General features: G+C 65.2%; 16 protein-coding genes. 6 read left to right on the top strand and 10 right to left on the bottom strand.

What is annotated here, in order from left to right; genetic code table 11:
- Nucleotides 1-40 precede the first annotated feature (40 nt).
- A complete protein-coding gene (locus P2Q66_RS18255) occupies nt 41-289 on the top strand; it encodes a DUF3072 domain-containing protein (RefSeq protein ID WP_079599039.1) in 249 nt (82 codons plus the stop codon).
- A gap of 33 nt (nt 290-322) precedes the next feature.
- On the opposite strand, the gene P2Q66_RS18250 is transcribed toward P2Q66_RS18255, so the two are convergent.
- Complete coding sequence (locus P2Q66_RS18250; RefSeq protein ID WP_079599040.1) at nt 323-532, bottom strand: hypothetical protein; 210 nt, start codon at nt 530-532, stop codon at nt 323-325.
- A gap of 273 nt (nt 533-805) precedes the next feature.
- Here P2Q66_RS18250 and P2Q66_RS18245 point away from each other — a divergent pair, with 273 nt between their 5' ends.
- A complete protein-coding gene (locus P2Q66_RS18245) occupies nt 806-2,173 on the top strand; it encodes a glycosyltransferase family 87 protein (protein ID WP_275730410.1) in 1,368 nt (455 codons plus the stop codon).
- Between the two features lie 61 nt (nt 2,174-2,234).
- A complete protein-coding gene (locus P2Q66_RS18240; protein ID WP_275730409.1) occupies nt 2,235-3,458 on the top strand; it encodes a glycosyltransferase 87 family protein in 1,224 nt (407 codons plus the stop codon).
- Here the strand turns inward: P2Q66_RS18240 and mptB are convergent, their stop codons facing one another.
- A complete protein-coding gene (gene mptB, locus P2Q66_RS18235; RefSeq protein ID WP_275730406.1) occupies nt 3,459-5,051 on the bottom strand; it encodes a polyprenol phosphomannose-dependent alpha 1,6 mannosyltransferase MptB in 1,593 nt (530 codons plus the stop codon).
- A gap of 172 nt (nt 5,052-5,223) precedes the next feature.
- A complete protein-coding gene (locus P2Q66_RS18230) occupies nt 5,224-6,375 on the bottom strand; it encodes a GGDEF domain-containing protein (protein ID WP_275730404.1) in 1,152 nt (383 codons plus the stop codon).
- Nucleotides 6,376-6,541: 166 nt separating this feature from the next.
- Here P2Q66_RS18230 and P2Q66_RS18225 point away from each other — a divergent pair, with 166 nt between their 5' ends.
- The 3 genes from P2Q66_RS18225 to P2Q66_RS18215 all read left to right on the top strand — a co-directional run bounded on the left by P2Q66_RS18225 (nt 6,542) and on the right by P2Q66_RS18215 (nt 9,331).
- The gene (locus P2Q66_RS18225; protein WP_275730402.1) at nt 6,542-6,778 is read left to right on the top strand and encodes a zinc-ribbon domain-containing protein; all 237 of its coding nucleotides are present in this window, start codon (nt 6,542-6,544) and stop codon (nt 6,776-6,778) included.
- Nucleotides 6,779-7,070: 292 nt separating this feature from the next.
- Nucleotides 7,071-8,231 carry a ribosome small subunit-dependent GTPase A gene (rsgA, locus tag P2Q66_RS18220; RefSeq protein ID WP_275730399.1) on the top strand — a complete coding sequence of 387 codons (1,161 nt, stop codon included), beginning with the start codon at nt 7,071-7,073 and terminating at the stop codon, nt 8,229-8,231.
- Between the two features lie 83 nt (nt 8,232-8,314).
- Complete coding sequence (locus P2Q66_RS18215; RefSeq protein WP_275730398.1) at nt 8,315-9,331, top strand: LacI family DNA-binding transcriptional regulator; 1,017 nt, start codon at nt 8,315-8,317, stop codon at nt 9,329-9,331.
- Between the two features lie 20 nt (nt 9,332-9,351).
- On the opposite strand, the gene P2Q66_RS18210 is transcribed toward P2Q66_RS18215, so the two are convergent.
- The 7 genes from P2Q66_RS18210 to P2Q66_RS18180 form a co-directional block, all read right to left on the bottom strand.
- Complete coding sequence (locus tag P2Q66_RS18210) at nt 9,352-10,398, bottom strand: arabinan endo-1,5-alpha-L-arabinosidase (RefSeq protein WP_275730397.1); 1,047 nt, start codon at nt 10,396-10,398, stop codon at nt 9,352-9,354.
- 1 nt (nt 10,399) lies between these two features.
- The gene (locus P2Q66_RS18205; RefSeq protein ID WP_275730448.1) at nt 10,400-11,905 is read right to left on the bottom strand and encodes an alpha-N-arabinofuranosidase; all 1,506 of its coding nucleotides are present in this window, start codon (nt 11,903-11,905) and stop codon (nt 10,400-10,402) included.
- Nucleotides 11,906-12,031: 126 nt separating this feature from the next.
- Nucleotides 12,032-12,706: a DUF624 domain-containing protein gene (locus P2Q66_RS18200; RefSeq protein ID WP_275730395.1), complete on the bottom strand. Its 675-nt coding sequence runs from the start codon at nt 12,704-12,706 to the stop codon at nt 12,032-12,034.
- The gene (locus tag P2Q66_RS18195) at nt 12,703-14,061 is read right to left on the bottom strand and encodes an arabinan endo-1,5-alpha-L-arabinosidase (protein ID WP_275730394.1); all 1,359 of its coding nucleotides are present in this window, start codon (nt 14,059-14,061) and stop codon (nt 12,703-12,705) included. Before P2Q66_RS18195 ends, P2Q66_RS18200 begins: the two co-directional genes overlap by 4 nt.
- Nucleotides 14,062-14,064: 3 nt before the next feature.
- Nucleotides 14,065-15,015, bottom strand: coding sequence for a carbohydrate ABC transporter permease (locus P2Q66_RS18190; RefSeq protein WP_275730393.1), 951 nt, complete (start codon nt 15,013-15,015; stop codon nt 14,065-14,067).
- 11 nt (nt 15,016-15,026) lie between these two features.
- Nucleotides 15,027-15,932 (bottom strand): sugar ABC transporter permease, encoded by a 906-nt coding sequence (locus P2Q66_RS18185; protein WP_275730392.1) that lies wholly within the window; start codon nt 15,930-15,932, stop codon nt 15,027-15,029.
- A gap of 17 nt (nt 15,933-15,949) precedes the next feature.
- Nucleotides 15,950-17,281, bottom strand: a complete 1,332-nt coding sequence (locus P2Q66_RS18180) for a sugar ABC transporter substrate-binding protein (protein ID WP_275730391.1) — start codon at nt 17,279-17,281, stop codon at nt 15,950-15,952.
- Nucleotides 17,282-17,580 lie beyond the last annotated feature (299 nt).

Genomic DNA, 17,580 nt, shown 5'->3' with positions numbered 1-17,580 from the left:
GGCGTTCAAACTGTCGGGGGCCCAGCCTAGACTTTCTGGCATGAGCGAAAACAAGGAAACCATCGGCAGCTCTACGCCTGAACCGGACGCAGGCCTCAACCGGGACCCGGAAGATTGGGTGACGGGAGATGAACCCATGACCGCGGCGCAGCGGAGCTACCTGGACACGCTGGCGCGGGAGGCAGGGGAAGAGCTCCCGGCGGACCTCAGCAAAGCGGAAGCGTCCAAGCATATCGACAGGCTGCAGCAGCGCAGCGGCCGTGTAACTGGAAACGGGCCCGGCAGCTAGCAGCGCCGGACCCGTCTCAACAGGAAAAGGTGGCTACCAGGCCTGGTGTTCGCGCGTCAGGCCGAAGGGGACCGTCTCGCTCAGGGCCACCGTGAACTTGTCCGCGCCGTGCCGCGTGACAAGGATGCCGTGGCGCTTCTCAGCGAGGGCGTGGGCCTTGGCAGCGGTGACAGCGGCGTCGAGCTCGCTGTCCATGCTTGCGCGGTCTGCGACGGTCAAGGTCAGAGGAAAGTTGGCGGTCATGGGTCTAGCCTTAGTGTTTTAGGGGTGGGACAAGCGCCGTTCCGCTCCCCCAAGCTACCGACGCGGCAGGGCATCTTACTGCCCAGTTCATAATGCCCTAGCACGGCGCCGCCAGCAACTTGAAAAATCAAGTAATAAAGAAGCGCAGGTCAGCGGCACGTACTCCTGGCAGCAGGCACAGCAATTACGGGCCCCGAGGGGTGGTCACTTAGAGTTGATGGGGAGTGGAAGCTGTTTTTGAACGCCTCCAATGCCCCGGAGAAGTCTCCCGGCATGACCCGTGCACCACTGCGCAACGACCTGTCTGTGCAACGACCTGACAAGGATTCCGCCATTTCCACCGACGCTTTCTTCGGCAATCTCACCCGGATCCGCAACGTCATCCTCCCGGCACCGGTGCGCGACCGGCTGAACACCGGCCGCGGCCTCCTGGGCGGGTTCATCGTGGTGCACCTTGTTTTCCTCGTCTTCGCCGCCTCGCTCTCCCTCCGCGGTGAGGCGTTCAGCGATACCTTCATCTACCGCGACTGGGCCATGGCCGGTTTCGACGACGCCAACCTCACGGGCGGCCCCAGCCCCTGGGTCTACCCCATCCTCGCGCTCATCCCCATGGCCATCGCCGGCATCGCCGGGCCCGGACCATTCTTCTTCCTCTGGGTCCTGATGACCACCTTCCTCAACGGCTGGGCCTTGCTCAAACTGACCGAACGCGGCCGCACCAAAGAGGCCATCCCCGCCGGCTGGTGGTGGCTTGTCTTCACCTTCATGATGGGCTGGCTGGGTTTCGCCCGGGTGGACGGCCTCACCGCCCCGCTGGTGCTGGTGGCCCTCGCCTACGGCGTGCACCGTCCCTTCATCGCGTCTGTTTTGCTGGCCATCGGCACCTGGGTGAAGGTCTGGCCGGCCGCCGTGATGCTGGCCCTGTTCGCCGTCCTGAAGAACAGGCTCCAGGTGGTGCTGGCAGGAATCGCGACGACGGCGGGCGTCGTTGCGCTTGCCGCGGCGGTTGGCAGTGTCACCAAGCTGCTGAACTTCCTCACCCAGCAGGGTGACCGCGGCATGCAGCTCGAAGCCACCTTCACCACCCCGTGGCTTTGGCTGTCCGTCCTGAACATCGGTGATTCACGGATGTACATGAACACGGACATCAACTCCATGCAGGTGGACGGCCCCGGTACCGCCGTGATGTCCGTCCTCATGCAGCCCCTCCTGATCCTCGCCGCACTCCTGGTGGCCGGCCTGACGTTCTGGGCCTTGCATAACGGAAAAGCCAGCGGCGGCGTGGACCGCGCGGAACTCCTCCTGGCCGGCGCCCTGACGCTTGCCACAGCATTTGTGGTCTTCAACAAGGTGGGCTCCCCGCAGTTCATGGTGTGGCTCGCCCCCGCCGTCGCGGTCGGACTGGCGCACAGCTGGCGTGAGTGGCGCGTCCCGGCCGCCATGCTGATCGTCATCGCCGTAGCCACCTACTTCATCTACCCGCTGTTCTACGACGCCCTCAGCCACAACAACCCGTGGATGGCCCTGGTGCTGACCATCAGGAACGTCCTCCTGGTGGTCCTGTTCCTCTGGAGCGTCCGCCGGCTGTATTCGCTGGGCAAGAAGACACCGGCGGCAACCCCCGCGCTCAAGGAGTCCTGACATTTCCACGAGGTTCTTTGACCGCCTGGTCAGCATCCGCAGCAGGGTCCTTCCCGCAAAGGTGGTGGACTGGTTCGCCCGCCCTTCCAGCGTGTGGTGGGGCTTCGCCGTCGTCCATCTCTACTTCCTGGGCTGGATGGCGTCCTTCTTCCTGCACGGCGATACCTTCAGTGACACCGAGCAGTACCGCCAGTGGGCCATGGACGGGTACAACCCCGCGGACCTCGACGGCAAAATCAGCCCCTGGGTCTATCCCGTCCTGGCACAGATTCCCATCTTCCTCGCGAACATCGCGGGGCCAGGCCTCTACCTCCTGGTCTGGTTCCTGCTCATCGCAGCCCTCAACGCCGTCGGGCTTTTCTACCTCACCCGCGGACGGCGGAAGGCCAGCGGGATAGCCCCCGCCTGGTGGTGGCTCTTTTTCACCGTTTTTATGGGCTACCTCAGCTTCGCCCGGGTGGAAGGCATCACCGCCCCCATTGTCCTGATCGCGCTGCTGTACGCCGCAGAGCGGCCGGTGGTGGCGGGCATCCTGCTCAGCATCGCCACCTGGATCAAGGTGTGGCCGGCAGCGGTGCTGGCGCCCATCGTGATCGCCAGCCACAAGCGCATCCAGGTTGTCCTGTCCGGCGTCGCCGTCACCGCCGTCGTAGCCCTGGGCACCTGGCTTTCCGGCGGCCTGCCGCACATCATGGACTTCCTCACCAACCAGGGCGAGCGCGGCATGCAGCTGGAGGCCACCTTCTCCACGCCCTGGGTCTGGCTGAGCGTCTTCAACATCGCCGGCTCCAAAATGGCGGACAACACGGCCATCAATTCCACCGAGGTCTACGGCCCGGGAGCCGGCACGGCGGCGTTCCTGATGCAGCCGCTGCTCATCCTCGCCGCCGTGGGGGCCGCCATCCTGCTGGTCCGCGCAATGAACCGCGGCGCCGAACGTGAGGAACTGTTCCTCGAGGGTTCCCTCATGATGGTCACCGCGTTCATCGTCTTCAACAAGGTGGGCTCGCCGCAGTTCATCATCTGGCTGGCGCCGGTGATCATCGCTGGCCTCACGCACGACTGGGCGCGCTGGAAAGTGCCGGCAGCCCTGCTGATGGGCATCGCCATGACCACCTTCGTGATCTACCCGCTCTTCTACACGCCGCTCATCCATGCCCACCCCGTGATGGCAGCCATCCTCACCACCCGCAACGTGCTCCTGGTGGTCCTGCTCTGGTGGTCCGTGAAGCGGACGGCCGAGCTCGGCCGGAAGACGCCGTCGCCGGTGGCCGCGGGCGCGTAGCTAGCGGTTGCCCGCGTTCTGCAGGCCGTGCCGCCGCTCCAGGATCCAGCGCCAGCCGCGCTTCGCCAGGTCCAGCGGCCTGCCCTCGATCAGCAGCTTGCGTGTATGCACATCGAGGAATAGAAGGTAGAACGTGAAGGCAAGGGCCGTCACGAACGCCAGGGACGACGCATCAATGGGCAGCTCCACGAACGACCACACGGAGAGCTGGTCCTGCGCGCCGAACACCACAAAGAACGTGACGCCCACATACAGGGAGCGGATCTGCCAGTCGTCCCGGATCCCGGTAACGGCCAGGAACGGCAGGAACCACAGGATGTACCAGGGCTGGATGATGGGCGAGAGCATCACGACGGCGGTGAACGCCAGCGCCATCCGGCGCACCGCCCGCGAATAGTCGCCGCGGAACATCAGCAGCAGCACCAGCGCGATGGCGGCCCACTTCATGCCGGTTCGCAGCCACGTGGCGAGTGTTCCGCCCGGCAGGCCCAGCGCGTTGGCGAGCATTTCCACCTGCTGGCCCAGGAAGCCTGAGGGCGAATAGCCTGTGTAGCCGGGGGTGGGGTCCATGATGGCCCAGGTCCAGCCGATCCCCAGGTTATAGGGGATACCGCTCAGGAGCAGCACGCCGAAGCTGATGCCCGCCGTCGCGCCCCATATCAGGAACTTGCGGGGCCAGGACGCGGAGGCACCTGCCCACATCACTCCTATGAACGGCAGCAGCAGCACGGTGATCGGCTTGATGCCGATGGACGCTGTGACCAGGAGGATGCCCAGCAGGTAGCGGCGCGTGGCGGCGAAATAGGCGCCGGCCACGGCGAGGCCCACCATCAGGGCGTCGTTGTGGGCGCTGGCGATGAAGCTGATCAGGAACAACGGATTCGCAACGGCGATCCACAGCGCCCGCGCGCCATTGATGCCGTGCAGCTCCGCAAGCTTCGGCACGTAGATAACGCACAGCAGCACGCCGACGCCGGCCAGCAGGCGGAAGAGCAGGACGGACACGTCCGGCTGGGCTCCCGTTAGCCCCACCACGCCGCGTGCCAGCCACAGGAAGTACGGGCCGTACGGCGTCCGGTTTTCCGCCCAGGCCGGATCGGCACCGAGGGCAAACCAGTTGTTGAGCGTGGAGATGCCCACCTCGTAGGGATTCTGGCCCTCCATCACCAGCCGGCCCTGCCCCGTGTACGCGTACACGTCCCGGGAGAACACCGGCACGCAGAAGAGCAGTGGCAGGGACCAGGCAGAGATGGCGATCACCACGGAACGCAGCGAATTTTTTCCCCAGTCCGCAAGCCGTTGCCCCAGCCGCAGCCAGGACCGCATCAGCACCATGGCGCCAACGGTCAGCAGGATGGTGGAGACGGTGACGCCCCAGCCTTCGGTGCGGAGCGCGATGACCACCGGCTGGCGGATCATGGGTGAGCCGTTGGCTATCCAGCCGGTCCCGATCGAACCGACAAACATCATGAGGGAGCCAACAAAACCTTCAATGGTGGCAAGGTAGGCGTGGCCTTTTGCCGGGCCGGAGGCCTTGACGGGCGCGCCAGGCCTGCTCTCCGAAGTCCCGAGGTGTGACCCGCCTGCCGTCATGATGTCGTCTGGTCCCCTACTTCGAATACGGCGCTGGTTGGACCAGCATGAAGGCCGCCCTGCAACCCGGCCATTTTATCAGCCGCCTTCCGTGCCGCCCCGGTCCATGTCCCCCCTTGCAGGCCACAGTTTGACAACGGGGTCCGGCAGGCTGCGGGAGGGTGGTGGCCGGTTACGTCAGCCGGTCGCTGCGGGCAGTCCGGTTCCTGCCCAGTGACTTGGCCCTGTACAGGGCGGCGTCGGCCGAGGCGATGAGCTCCTCCACGTCGGGGGTCCGGGAATCGTAGAGGGAGATCCCGTAACTGGCGGTGGGCATCTCTATCCCGTCCACCGTGGGGGCCGACGCCAGGCGCCGGCTGATTTCCTCGGCGATCAATTCGGCCCGTTCCGCGCTGGCCCCCGGGACAAGGAGGACGAACTCTTCCCCGCCGTACCGCCCCACCAGGTCCGTGGACCGGACGGTGGCGGTGCAGGCGTCCGCGAAGGACTGCAGGGCAAAGTCCCCGGCGGCATGCCCGTAGGTATCGTTGACCACTTTGAAGTGGTCAAGGTCGGCCAGGATCAGCGCCCCGGAGCCCTTGGTGATGTCATGGTCCGTCAGCTGCTCGGCAGCGAGGTCCAGGAAGGCTTTCCGGTTGAGCAGCCCGGTCAGGTCGTCACGGGACGCCACCACCCGGAGGGCACGGGTCTGCTGTTCGCTGCTCAGGGCGGCCATGCTGAAGGAAACCACCACCAGCAGGACCATGGTCACCAGGGTGGTCACCGCGGAACCGAAAACTGTCACGAAGGTGGGCCCGTGCTGGCCTTCCGCCAGGAAAACCAGCCAGCGGAAGAAGTAAAAGACAGCCAACCCGCCAGCCGCCACCGCCATGGGAACCCTGACGCGTGAATAGCCGGGTTCAAGACGCCACAGCTCCCGCGACGCCAGGCCGATGGAAAGGGTCATGGCGGCCAGGAACACCGGGCCGCCGGACCACGTGTTGGTGGCCGGGTTGTCCAGGACGGAGGCAATCAGCGTGACCAGGGGGATGCCCGTAAACGCCCACTTCGGCGGCGGCACCGTGCGCAGGGAGCGGGCGCCGGCCCAGACCGCCACGCCGCCGTGCACCAGCAGCACGTTCCCGAGCGGGTTGGCCCAGATCTGGTGGGGAGTGCCGTCGAGCAGGAAAAATCCTGAACCGGCCAGGAAAAACACCAGCGCCAGGCACCACCAGCCGCTGTACGGCGACCGCGTGACCCGGTAGGCGGAAAAGTAGAAGAGGACAACCAGCACCAGCGCCATCAGGCCGAATGCGATCCGGAGGGTCGCCGTGTCCAGAGCCATGTTTCCGAAGTCCCCCAAACGCCCGAAATGCTGCCTGCCCCCAGTATCGCACCGCACTCCCCCAGGCAGCAGCAGAACCCGCACCATGAGAAATACGCGACGGACCACCTAGGGTGGTTCATAAGCATACGTACCATCAGCATACGGACTACCCGAAAGGCCGGCCATGTTCCTTCTCTTTGGCTTCAAGACGGTACAGAAAGCACTTCAGGGCAAGGCGGCGAGCTGCCAGTACTGCCGCTCGTTTGTCCACCACCACCTTGAAGAGCGGGCCACCAAGTTCACCCTGTTCTTCATTCCGGTGTTCACGACGTCCCGGAAGTACCTCATCACCTGCAGCAACTGCGGGTACGTCTCATCCATTTCTGCACGCCAGAAGAGGGCACTGGAGCTGCAGGGCTGACAACCGCGCGCACTGGATCCGGCTTTTCCTGCCGGGGGTCTGGCCCCCGGCGGAGGCCGCGGCTAGAGTAGGTCCCGTCCCCCTGCCGTGGCTTGGCAGAATACGGGACCCCGAGGGAATGGAGGTGGTTTTGATGACTGCGATTGCCGCGCGCCGCGAGCGCCCTGCACCCATCAACCAGACCATTTCCCTCGACTGCACCGGCCCCGCCTGACAATTTCCCGGCGGCGTTCCTCAGCCTGGTTCCGCCAGAGCTTCCTGGTGCATCGGGGACCTTCCCGAGGTAACCACAGTGAATACTTCTTCAGGCAACGCCCTGGACAGCACCACAACCAACAACCCTTTACGCACTGACGGGCCGTCCGGCTACGGGTACACAGCCGCGGTGGCCCATCATTTCGATGCCCACCCCATGCCGGAAGCGAGCGGCCGGGGGCGCGTGGTCCGGGTAGACCGGAACCTGCTGCTGGTGGCCGTGGACGGCGAACTCCTCCATGTGCCGTACCCGCTGACCGGTGAGGCTGCCGTGACCGGCGACTGGGTGTGGATCGGACCCAACCGGGCGGGGGAGCGCCAGATCCTGGGCGTCCTGCCCCGCCGGTCCGAGCTCAGCCGCAAGCGGGCATTTGAGGACTCCTCCGCGGCGCAGTTACTGGCCGCCAACATGGACATGGTGGGCGTGGTGGTGCCGGTGGACCGGCCCCTCACGCATAACCGGCTGGAGCGGACCCTTGTTGCCGCGTGGGACTCCGGCGCCACTCCCCTGGTGATCATTACCAAGGCGGACCTGGCCGAGGTGGCGGACGACGTCGTCGGGAAAGTCATCCTGCAGGCCGCCGGCGTGGAGGTGGTCACCACTTCGGCGGAAAGCGGGGACGGCATCGACGAACTGCTGTGGCACATCCCTCCCGGCGGGACCATCGTGCTCCTGGGCCCTTCGGGGGCGGGCAAGTCGACACTCATCAACGCGATGGTGGGGCACGAGGTCCAGCACACGGGTGCGGTGCGCTCCGGTGACTTCAAGGGCAAGCACACCACCACGTCCCGGGAACTGGTGCCGCTGCCCAACGGCACGGTCCTCATGGACACCCCGGGGGTGCGGGGCTTCGGGCTGTTCGACGCCGAGGACGGCCTGGGCGAAATGTTCGCAGATGTGGAGGACCTGGCCGCGAACTGCCGGTTCGCGGACTGCTCCCACCAGGGCGAACCGGGCTGCGCAGTCCAGGACGCCATCGCGGACGGGAGGCTTACCGATCGGCGCTGGCACAGCTACCTGAAGCTGCAACGCGAGCTGGCAGCCCTCGCCCGGCGGAGCGATGTTGCAGCCCAGCGCGCCTACCAGCGGGAGTGGCACCAGAAGGTGGTAGCGGCCGGGAAGTCGCAGCGCTGGGCCGAGCGCGGCATGGCCGAACGGCAGGAACGCTCCGGCGGCAAGGACCGGAAACGGCGCTGACCGCTCCGCGGCTGAAGGATTCAACGTTGTAAAATCACCCTCATGGGTATCTAAGCCCTGGACCGACACAAGGGGGAACCGCCATGGCGGCTACGCTGCACGACGTTGCCCGCGTGGCAGGAGTGTCCTTCAAGACCGTCTCCAACGTCATCAACAACCACCCGCACGTCCGGGATACCACCCGCGCCAAGGTTGAACAGGCCATCCAGGAACTGGGATACCGGCCCAACCTCACCGCCCGCAGTCTCCGGTCAGGCCACACGGGCGCCATCACGCTGGCCCTGCCCCAGTTGAAACTGCCGTACTTCGCCGAACTCGCGGACGCGGTGATCGAGGCCGCCGCCAAGCGGGGGCTGGTGGTCCTCATCGAACAGACCGGAGCCGACCGCAGCCGCGAACTCGAGGTGATGGCCAGCCCGCGGCTGAAAATGTCGGACGGACTGATCTTCAGCCCGCTGGCGCTCGGCCAGGAGGACGCCGGCCTGATCAAGGCCGACGTGCCCATCGTCCTGCTCGGCGAGCGCATCTTCGGCAGCGCCTCGGACCACGTCACCATGCAGAATGTCACCGCCGCCCGGGCAGCCACCGAGCACCTGCTGGACATCGGCCGGAAGCGCATTGCCGTGGTGGGTGCCCACGAAGGGGAGGTCATCGGCTCGGCCGGCCTGCGCCTGCGGGGTTACCGTGAGGCGCTGGAAGCGCGAGGCATTCCGTACGACGACGGCATTGTCGCCTACGTAGTGGACTGGCACCGGTCCAACGGCGCGGCAGCCATGCACGACCTCCTGGACCGCGGCGCCGACTTTGATGCCGTCTTCGGATTGAACGACACCCTGGCGCAGGGTGCCGTGCGCGTCCTGCAGGAAGCCGGATACCGGGTTCCGGACGATGTTGCGGTGATCGGTTTCGACGACCTGGATGAGACCCGCTACTCCCTCCCCACGCTCAGCACCGTGGACCCGGGCCGCACCGAGATCGCCGAAACCGCCATCCGCATGCTGATGGAACGGATCAAGGACCCGGACGGGACGCCGCCCCGGGAAATCGAGACGGCGTTCCAGGTGCTGCCGCGCGAATCCACGGTAGGCGCGGGCGGCTGACCCTGCGCGCCCGGCCCGCATCAGTCCTGGGACACAGAGGGCCAGCCGTCCTTCCACTCCAGGTCCAGCAGCCCCAGCCGGAAGGCGCCGTCCAGGTCCTTTGCGTAGTAGTGGTAGGCGAGCGTCCCGCCGGAGATTGACTGCCCGCCCGGTCCCACCCGGTTGCCTGCCGTGCCCAGCACAGGCGTGCCGCCGCCGTCGAGCAGTGCTTTTCCGTCAGCATCAACGTACGGTCCGGCGATGCTGTCCGCCCTGCCCACGGCAATGTTGTACGTGCTCTTCAGGCCCTGGCAGCAGAAGTCGCGGGAGAAGAACAGGTAGTAGGCGCCGTCGTGCGGCAGGATGCAGGGCGCCTCGATGGCGTTCGGCGGTTCTTGCCGGTCGGCGATCACCATGGGTTCCGCGGCATCGGCGCGGAGCCCTCCGGGCCACTCCAGCTGTACCACCTGCAAGCCGTTCCAAAAGGAACCGAAGGACATCCACGGCGTTCCATCCGTGTCCTCGGCGATGCCGGGATCGATGGCGTTGAACCGCTCCCCCTTCGAGGAGATCACCTGCCCCCGGTCCACCCACTTGTAGGCGGGGTCTGCCGGGTCCAGGGTGGTGTTGGTGGCCAGGGCGATCACGGAAAGGTTCTTCCCGAACGTCGAAGCGGAGTAGTACAGGTACCAGACGCCGTCATGCTGGTAGAGCTCCGGCGCCCAGAGGTTGTCCACGCCCGGCACCGCTTCCTTGAGCCAGGCCGGCTTCTCCTGCCACACCTCACCCGCGTACTCCCAGTTCACGCCGTCGTCCGAACGCCGCACCTGGATGTTGCCGTCCGCCACCTGCCCGTTCCCCGTCGAGTAGATGAACCACGGTTCGCCGTTCCCGCCCTTCACCAGGGCTGGATCGTGGGTGAAGAAGTCACCACTGAGTTCAGCGGCCGGGCGAACGTCCGACGCCGGCGGCACGGCCCCGCATCCAGTCAGGACCAGCACGACGACGGCGGCCAGCACCGCCGCCAGCCGCACCACTGTCAGTCGGACAGCAGGGCGGCCGGCGGGAGACGCGTTTGGCCGGACCACGTCAGCCGAGCGCGACGGCGGACCAGGACACAGGCGGCAGGGTCACGGTGAGCGTGCCCTCCTCCAGGACGGCGCCGTCGAGCTGCTTCAGGCCCACACGGTCCTGGTCCTGCAAGGTGTTCTTGGCGTACACGTCATCGTCGTGCAGGGTCACAGCCTCGGTGATGACGGCGGCGTTGAGTTCGGAGACGTTGACAGTCACGTCAATCGACTCTGTCAGGCTGCGGTTCACCAGGAAGATGGCCGATTCTCCCGTGGCGGCGTCGGTGGTTGCCACTGAGTCCACCAGCGGGGCATCGCCGTACACCGCCGTCGTGTAGGTTCCGGCGTCGATCCGCGGCCTCAGGACCTCGCCCTTGGCCAGCCGGGACGTGACGGAGAACGGGAAGAACGTGGTCTGCCGCCAGGTGGCTCCGCCGGGTTCGGTCATGATGGGCGCGATCACGTTGACCAGCTGTGCGAGTGACGCGGCGGCAACCCGGTCGTGGTTTTTCAGGAGCGTCATGAGGAGGTTGCCGAACACCACGGCGTCAGCCACGGAGTAGGTGTCCTCCAGCTGGCGCGGCGCGTGGGTCCATTCCTCGTTGACCTCGTCGGAGGCCTGGTGCTCGTCCAGGTACCAGATATTCCATTCGTCAAAGGAGAGCTGGATCGTCTTTTTGCTCTTGAGCTTGTGCTTGACGTGGTCAGCCGTGGCCACCACGGTTTCGATGAAGTACTGCATGTCCAGCGAGGAGGCGAGGTAGGAGCCCAGGTCCCCGTTGCGTTCCTGGTAGTAGGCGTGGCAGGAGATGTAGTCCACGTAGTTGTAGCTGTGCTCCAGGACCACGCGCTCCCACTCGCCGAACGTGGGCATGGAGGATCCGGACGAGCCGCAGACCACCAGTTCCAGGTTTTTGTCCGCTGTCTTCATTGCGGACGCGGTGCGGGCGGCAAGCTTTCCGTAGTCCTCGGCGGACATGTGGCCGATCTGCCAGGGCCCGTCCATCTCGTTGCCCAGGCACCACATCCGGATGTTGTAGGGATCCTTGGCGCCGTTGGCGATGCGCTGCTCGCTCAGCGCGGTGCCGGACGGGTGGTTGGTGTATTCCAGCAGGTCAAGGGCGGCTTCGATGCCGCGGGTTCCCAGGTTGACGGCCATCATGAGCTCCGAGCCGGTGAGCTTGCACCAGCGGACGAACTCGTCCAGGCCCACCTGGTTGGATTCGAGCGAGTGCCAGGCGAGGTCGCGGCGTACCGGCCGCTGGTCCCGGGGGCCAACGCCGTCCTCCCAGCGGTAGCCCGAGACGAAGTTGCCGCCGGGGTAGCGGATGGTGCTGGAGCCGAGTTCCTTGACGAGTTCGATGACGTCCAGGCGGAAGCCGTCCTCGTTGGCAGTCGGGTGGCCCGGCTCGTAGATGCCGTCATAGACGCAGCGGCCCAGGTGCTCCACGAAGGAACCGAAGATGCGGCGGCTGACGGGGGCCACCACGGCCGAACGCTCGACGGTAATGACAGTGGGCGCCACAACGGCCAGGGTGGCTTCTGCGGCAGGAGAGGTGATGGTCACGGGTTTTCCTTTTCTTTATAACGTTGTAGATACCAACTAGGTAGCGCTAAGTGTCGTTATGGCGTGTCAAAACGGCAGTTAGCGCTACCTGGTTGGGCTGGGAGAAGTGACTGGATGGTTGGACGCGGGATCCACGGTTTCAAGCGCAGCCAGCCGGCGCGCCACCAGCCAACCGGACAGCAGCAGCGGAAGCGATGCGCCGACCAGCGGCAGCAGCACCGGCAGGGCGGAAAAGACGACGACGGCGGCAGCCAGGGTTGCCAGCAGGGACAGGGTCATGACAGGGGAAACAAGCGGCAGGACAAATGCCGTCCGCCAGATGCTTCGGACGGAGTCGCGGTACCGTCCGCACAGGGTTACCGCGATGGCTGCCGCGAGGAGTGCAGCCCCGCCGGCCAGCGTGGACAGGAGCAGGAGGACGGTGTGCATCGGGGAAGCCTGGGCGCCGGACGGCACCGAGGCCGTGAGCAGGTTGAGGCCCAGCACCAGGGCGGCCAGCCAGAAGACAATGCCCACCAGGTTGGCGTGCCGGAACCGGGAGCGGTAGACGGCCACGAAGTCGCGCATCACGTGTCCGGATTCGCCGGCGCGCAGCCGGGCGAGGACCGTGGTGGCAGCGACAGCCGCCGGGAACGCACCCAGGAGCACCAGGCCGGCCAGCGTTCCGGCGGCAAACAGCACGTTGACCAGGACCAGGTTGGTGGCGAACCGCAGCCAGTCCATGAGTCGTCCGGCCCATCCCAGGGGAGCCTCGTTCATGAGTCCTCCCGGGTGCCGCTCCACACCGCTCCGTCAGCGGCGATACCGCTGAAGGACAGGGCGGGGCGGTTGCCCGCCCAGTCCCACGAGGGAAACACGACGGCGTCCAGCTCCACGGTGCCGACGTCCGGATCCTGCACGAGAAGGAACAGCCGCTCCGGCCCGTCCAGGACAATCTGGCCGGCATTGGCATCCTGCCGGCTTTCAACCCGGAGGGGAACCGCCTCCACCACCTTTGTGGATTCAGGAGCGAACCGGAGCACCTGCCAGCTCCCGTTCACGGGAACGGGAACCTGCAGGACCTCGCTGTCCCTGCCCGCGTACGGCTGCGGTGAGACCACCGGCCAGCCGGCGGCGTTGAAGTACATCCGCCGCACCTGCACCACGTGCTGGCTCGGATCATCCGCGAAGCGGACGTGGTGCACAACAAAATACTCCTCGGTACCGTCCGGGCCGTCCTGGGTGAGGACCGAGTTGTGCCCGGGCGCGAGCCAGCCTGTGCCGCCGTCGAAGCGGTAACTCCCCAGGACCTTGGTGCCGATGGTGGACGGCGGGACATCCATGTCCGTCAGGGACCGTCCGCGGACATCCCGGTAGGGTCCGGTGATGTGGTCCGCCACCGCCACCCGCATGTTGTAGGTGCTGAAGAGGGAGTCGTAGGAACAGAACAGGACATAGCGGTCCTCATGGGGACGGTAGATGATGAAGGCGCCCTCGATGGCCCGGTCCACGGAGGCAGGGCGGCTGGCGATGCAGGTGCCCAGGTCGCCGCGCTGAAGCGGCATGCCGGAATTGCGGTCCAGCGGCAGGGTGTAAATTCCGGAAAAGAACGATCCGTAGCTCAGCCAGGGCTGCCCGTCCCGGCCGAACGTGACAGCCGCGTCAATGGCGTTCTGGGTCTGTTCCCCGGACTTGGTCGCCACCACGATGCCGCGGTCCTCCCACGGGCCCTCGGGGGCAGGTGCCACCGCCAGTCCGATGGCGGACGTATTGGAGCCGAAAGTCGAGGCGGAGTAGTACATGTGCCAGCCACCGCCCGGCCAGCGGACCACTTCCGGGGCCCAGATCCCGCTCGCGCCGGACCATTCAGCGGCAGCGGCAGGAACGCCGTCGAACGCTGTTCCTGCGTAGGTCCACCGCACGAGGTCAGGCGACCTGCGGATATGTACCCCAGCAGGAATATCTGTGGAATTGGCAACGGCGTCAGTGGAAAACATGTAGTAGGTGCCATCGTCGTCGCGCACCACGGTGGGGTCATGCGCGTGGCGCGCGCCCCAGGAAGCGGGGTCGGCGTTGGTTTCCGCCGGGAGGAGCTCAGGCTGCACGGTCAGTTGGTCGAGGTCCGGATGCGGCACGGTTCAGCCCTTGGATCCGGAGAGCGCAATGGATTCGATGATCTGGCGCTGGAAGACGATGAAGACAATCAGCACCGGAAGCAGCGCAATGAAGGACGCCGCCATGATCAGCGGGTAGTCGGTCTGGATGGCGTATTGCGCGTTGAAGTTGGCGATGACCAGCTGGAGGGTCTGCGTTTCCGGCGAGTTGAGGTAGATGATGGGCGCCAGGTAGTCGTTCCACACGGCCATGAACCAGAGGATGAACTGTGCTGCGAGCGCCGGCCGGATGGCGGGCATGATCAGCTTCCAGAAGATCTGGAGGTAGGACGCGCCGTCGATCCGGGCGGCCTCCACGATGGAATCCGGCACGCTGTTCAGGAACTGGCGCAGGAAGAAGATCATGATGATGTTGCCGAACAGCCCCGGCACGATCAAGGGGAGCAGGGTGTCCACCCAGCCGATGCCGGCGAAGATGGTGAACTGCGGAATCATTAGCGTGGGGAACGGGATCATCAGGCCGGAGAGCAGCCCCAGGAAGAGCACGTTCTTGAACGGCATGCGCATCTTGGCGAACGCGAAGGCAGCGAGCGCGGACGTCAGCGACCCGATGATGGTCACCGAGCAGGCCACGATCAGGCTGTTCTGGATGCCGCTCAGAAGGGGGCCGGCTGTCCAGATGCGGGCATAGTTCTCCCACACAAAGGGATCCGGGATCCACTGCGGCGGAAGTTCGAAGACGCCGTCCTTCGTTTTCAGGGACGTCGAAAAAGTCCAGGCCAGCGGGGCAATCATCACTACCGCACCCAGGGACAGGATGACGGTGGTGAGGAGGTTGCCCAGCCGGGTGCGGTCCTTGATTGAGCGCCCGCCCGGGTCCTTGGCGGGACCGGCCTGCCGGGGGGACGGCCCGGCACCGGGAATGGCGTCCGTGGGTTCCAGCGGCGGTGTGGTGATCACGTTCTGTGCGGACATGGCTGCCTGCCTCAATCGATCGAAAACTGGTTGCGGCGGTTGAGCCGGAACTGGATGAAGGTAATGATGAACACCAGCAGTCCCAGGACCACCGACATGGCTGAGGCGTAGCCCATCTGCAGGTTGTCGAACGCTTTCTGCCAGATGTACCAAACGATGGACGCGGACTCGAACTCCGGCCCGCCCGTGGGGGTCATGATGTTGATTTCCACGAAGATCTGGGATCCGCCGATGATGCTGGTGACAATCAGGAAAAACGTGACCGGGCGGACCATGGGGATAGTGATGTGGCGGAACTGCTGCCAGGCCGTGGCGCCGTCCAGCGCTGCCGCCTCATAGAGGTAGCGGGGCACGGACTGCAGGGCTGCCAGGTAGAGCAGCATGGAGTAGCCCAGGCCTTTCCAGATGGCCATGATGATGAGCGCCGGTTTGACGGTTGCGGTGTCCTGGAGCCAGTTGGGGCCGTCGATGCCCACCAGGGCGAGGCCCTGGTTGATCAGGCCGAAGTCGCCGTTGAAGGCCCACTGCCACAGGATGGCGACGGCGGCGATGGACGAAATCACGGGCAGGTAGTAGACCGTGCGGAAAAAGGTTGTTCCGCGCATCTTGCGGTTCATCGCCAGGGCGAGTGCCAGGGAGATGACCAGCCCGATGGGGATTCCGATCATCATGTACAGCGTGTTCCACAGCGACTTCAGGAAGTAGCGGTCGCCGAACATCTTGGTGTAGTTGTCCAGGCCCTTGAAGACCGGCGCCGAGATGCCGTTCCAGTTGGTGAAGGACGCGTAGACCGAAAAGAGGAGCGGGAAGAGCGTAAAGAGGAGGAAGCCGATCACCGGTATGGCAACGAAGAGGAGCGCTGCCTGGTGTTCCTTCCGGTGAAGCCGTGAGCGTCGTAGGCGCGTAATGGTTGTCATACCGGTGATCACAGCTCCTAGTTGCCGGCCTGCTGGTTGGCGGCGTCCAGGAATTCCTGCATTCGGGGCTGCGCCTCCTTCAGGTAGTCGGCGGCCGTCTGCTTGCCGTCGAGCACCGGCTGGATGTTGGTGAAGAGTTCGTCGTACCACTCGGCGTTGAAGGTGTTGCCGCCCGGAAGCGCCCTGCCGTAGTCCTTCACAATTTCCAGGAACTCTGCCTTGTTGGCAGGCTTGGTGGTGGTGTCCGCAGCCCAGGCCTCGGCCATGTCCTTCAGGTTGGGGATCTGGATTCCGGCGTCCACCAGGCTCTGCTGGGCTTCCTTGTTGGCGGTGAGGTACTCCACGAGCTTGACCGCGTCCTCCGGGTGCTTGGTGCTCTCCGAAACGGCGATGCCCAATGTTCCGATCCAGCTGGCGGTTTCACCGGACTCACCTGCAGGGTACGGGATGACATCCCAGTCGAAGCCGAGCTTCTGGTAGGTGGACAGGTCCCAGGGGGCGATGGGGAAGAAGCCGATTTCCCCCTTCATCCAGCGCTGGTAGGTGTCAAGGGTCTGGGCCTCGGCAACGGACGGAGTGACTCCATGGACGTTCTGCAGGTCAGCAAACCACTGCAGGGATTCGGCGAATTCGGGTGTATCCACGGTGACCTTGGTCCGGTCCTCGTTCAGCCAGTCGCCCCCGTTGGACCAGACGAAGGGCTGCAGGTTCCACTGGACGTTCAGGCCGGTTCCCCACTGGTCCAGCGTTCCGTCACCGTTCGTATCGGCGGTCAGCTTCTTGGCGGCAGCCACGAATTCGTCAAATGTGTACGGCTTGTCCTTGTCCGGCAGGGGGATGCCGGCCTTTTCCAGCATGGTTTTGTTGTAGCCGAAGGAGAACGGTCCAACATCCTTGGGGAGGGCGTAGATGGCACCTTCGCCCACGCGCTTGCCGTCGTAGCGGTAGCTGTCCACGCCGTATTCCCAGATGTTGTCCAGGTCGATGGTGTCCGAGCCTTCCACGTATTCGGTGATGTCCTTGACGATGCCGTTCTGCACGTAGGCCTGGACATCCCCGGGGCCGATGTAGAAGACGTCAGGAACCTGCTTGCCGGCGATGGCGGCCTTCAGTTTGGTGGCGTACTGGTCGGCCGTGGTGACGATGATGTCCACGTCCACGTTGTTGTCCGCCTCGAACTGGGCCACAGCTTTCTCGTAGGCCTTCTTTTCGTCTTCACCTCCGCGGAACATGAAAGTGAGCTTTTTTTCCCCGCTGTCCTCGGCGGTGGGGGCGGAACAGCCGCCGAGCATGAGGCCGGCGGCGGTAAAAAGCGCCAGGGTCGCGGCCATGGGACGTGACTTCATCATCACGCAGTCCTTCCGGGTTGGGTGGAGCAAACAAGTGTATGGGCTGAGGCGGTACTGGAGCCCCACTGTCCGCGGTGGCGGACCGGCATCCGGGGCGGAACCTTTGCAACGTTGTAAGAAACGATCACACAGCCCTCAAGCTGCCGTCAAGGGTCCGGAAGCAGATTCTTTTCCCTCCCGGACGGCTTCCTTGACTCCACAAGGGGCGCATGCCATATTTCTCGTTACAACGTTGCAAGACATTGAGCCGGCAGGGCGCATCCCCGCTGCTGATCACCTTTCCTAATCCACCTTTTCGG

Origin of the sequence: Arthrobacter sp. Cr_A7 (assembly GCF_029222765.1) — a bacterium.
Lineage (GTDB): Bacteria > Actinomycetota > Actinomycetes > Actinomycetales > Micrococcaceae > Arthrobacter.
This window is presented reverse-complemented; position numbering and strand designations above follow the sequence as displayed.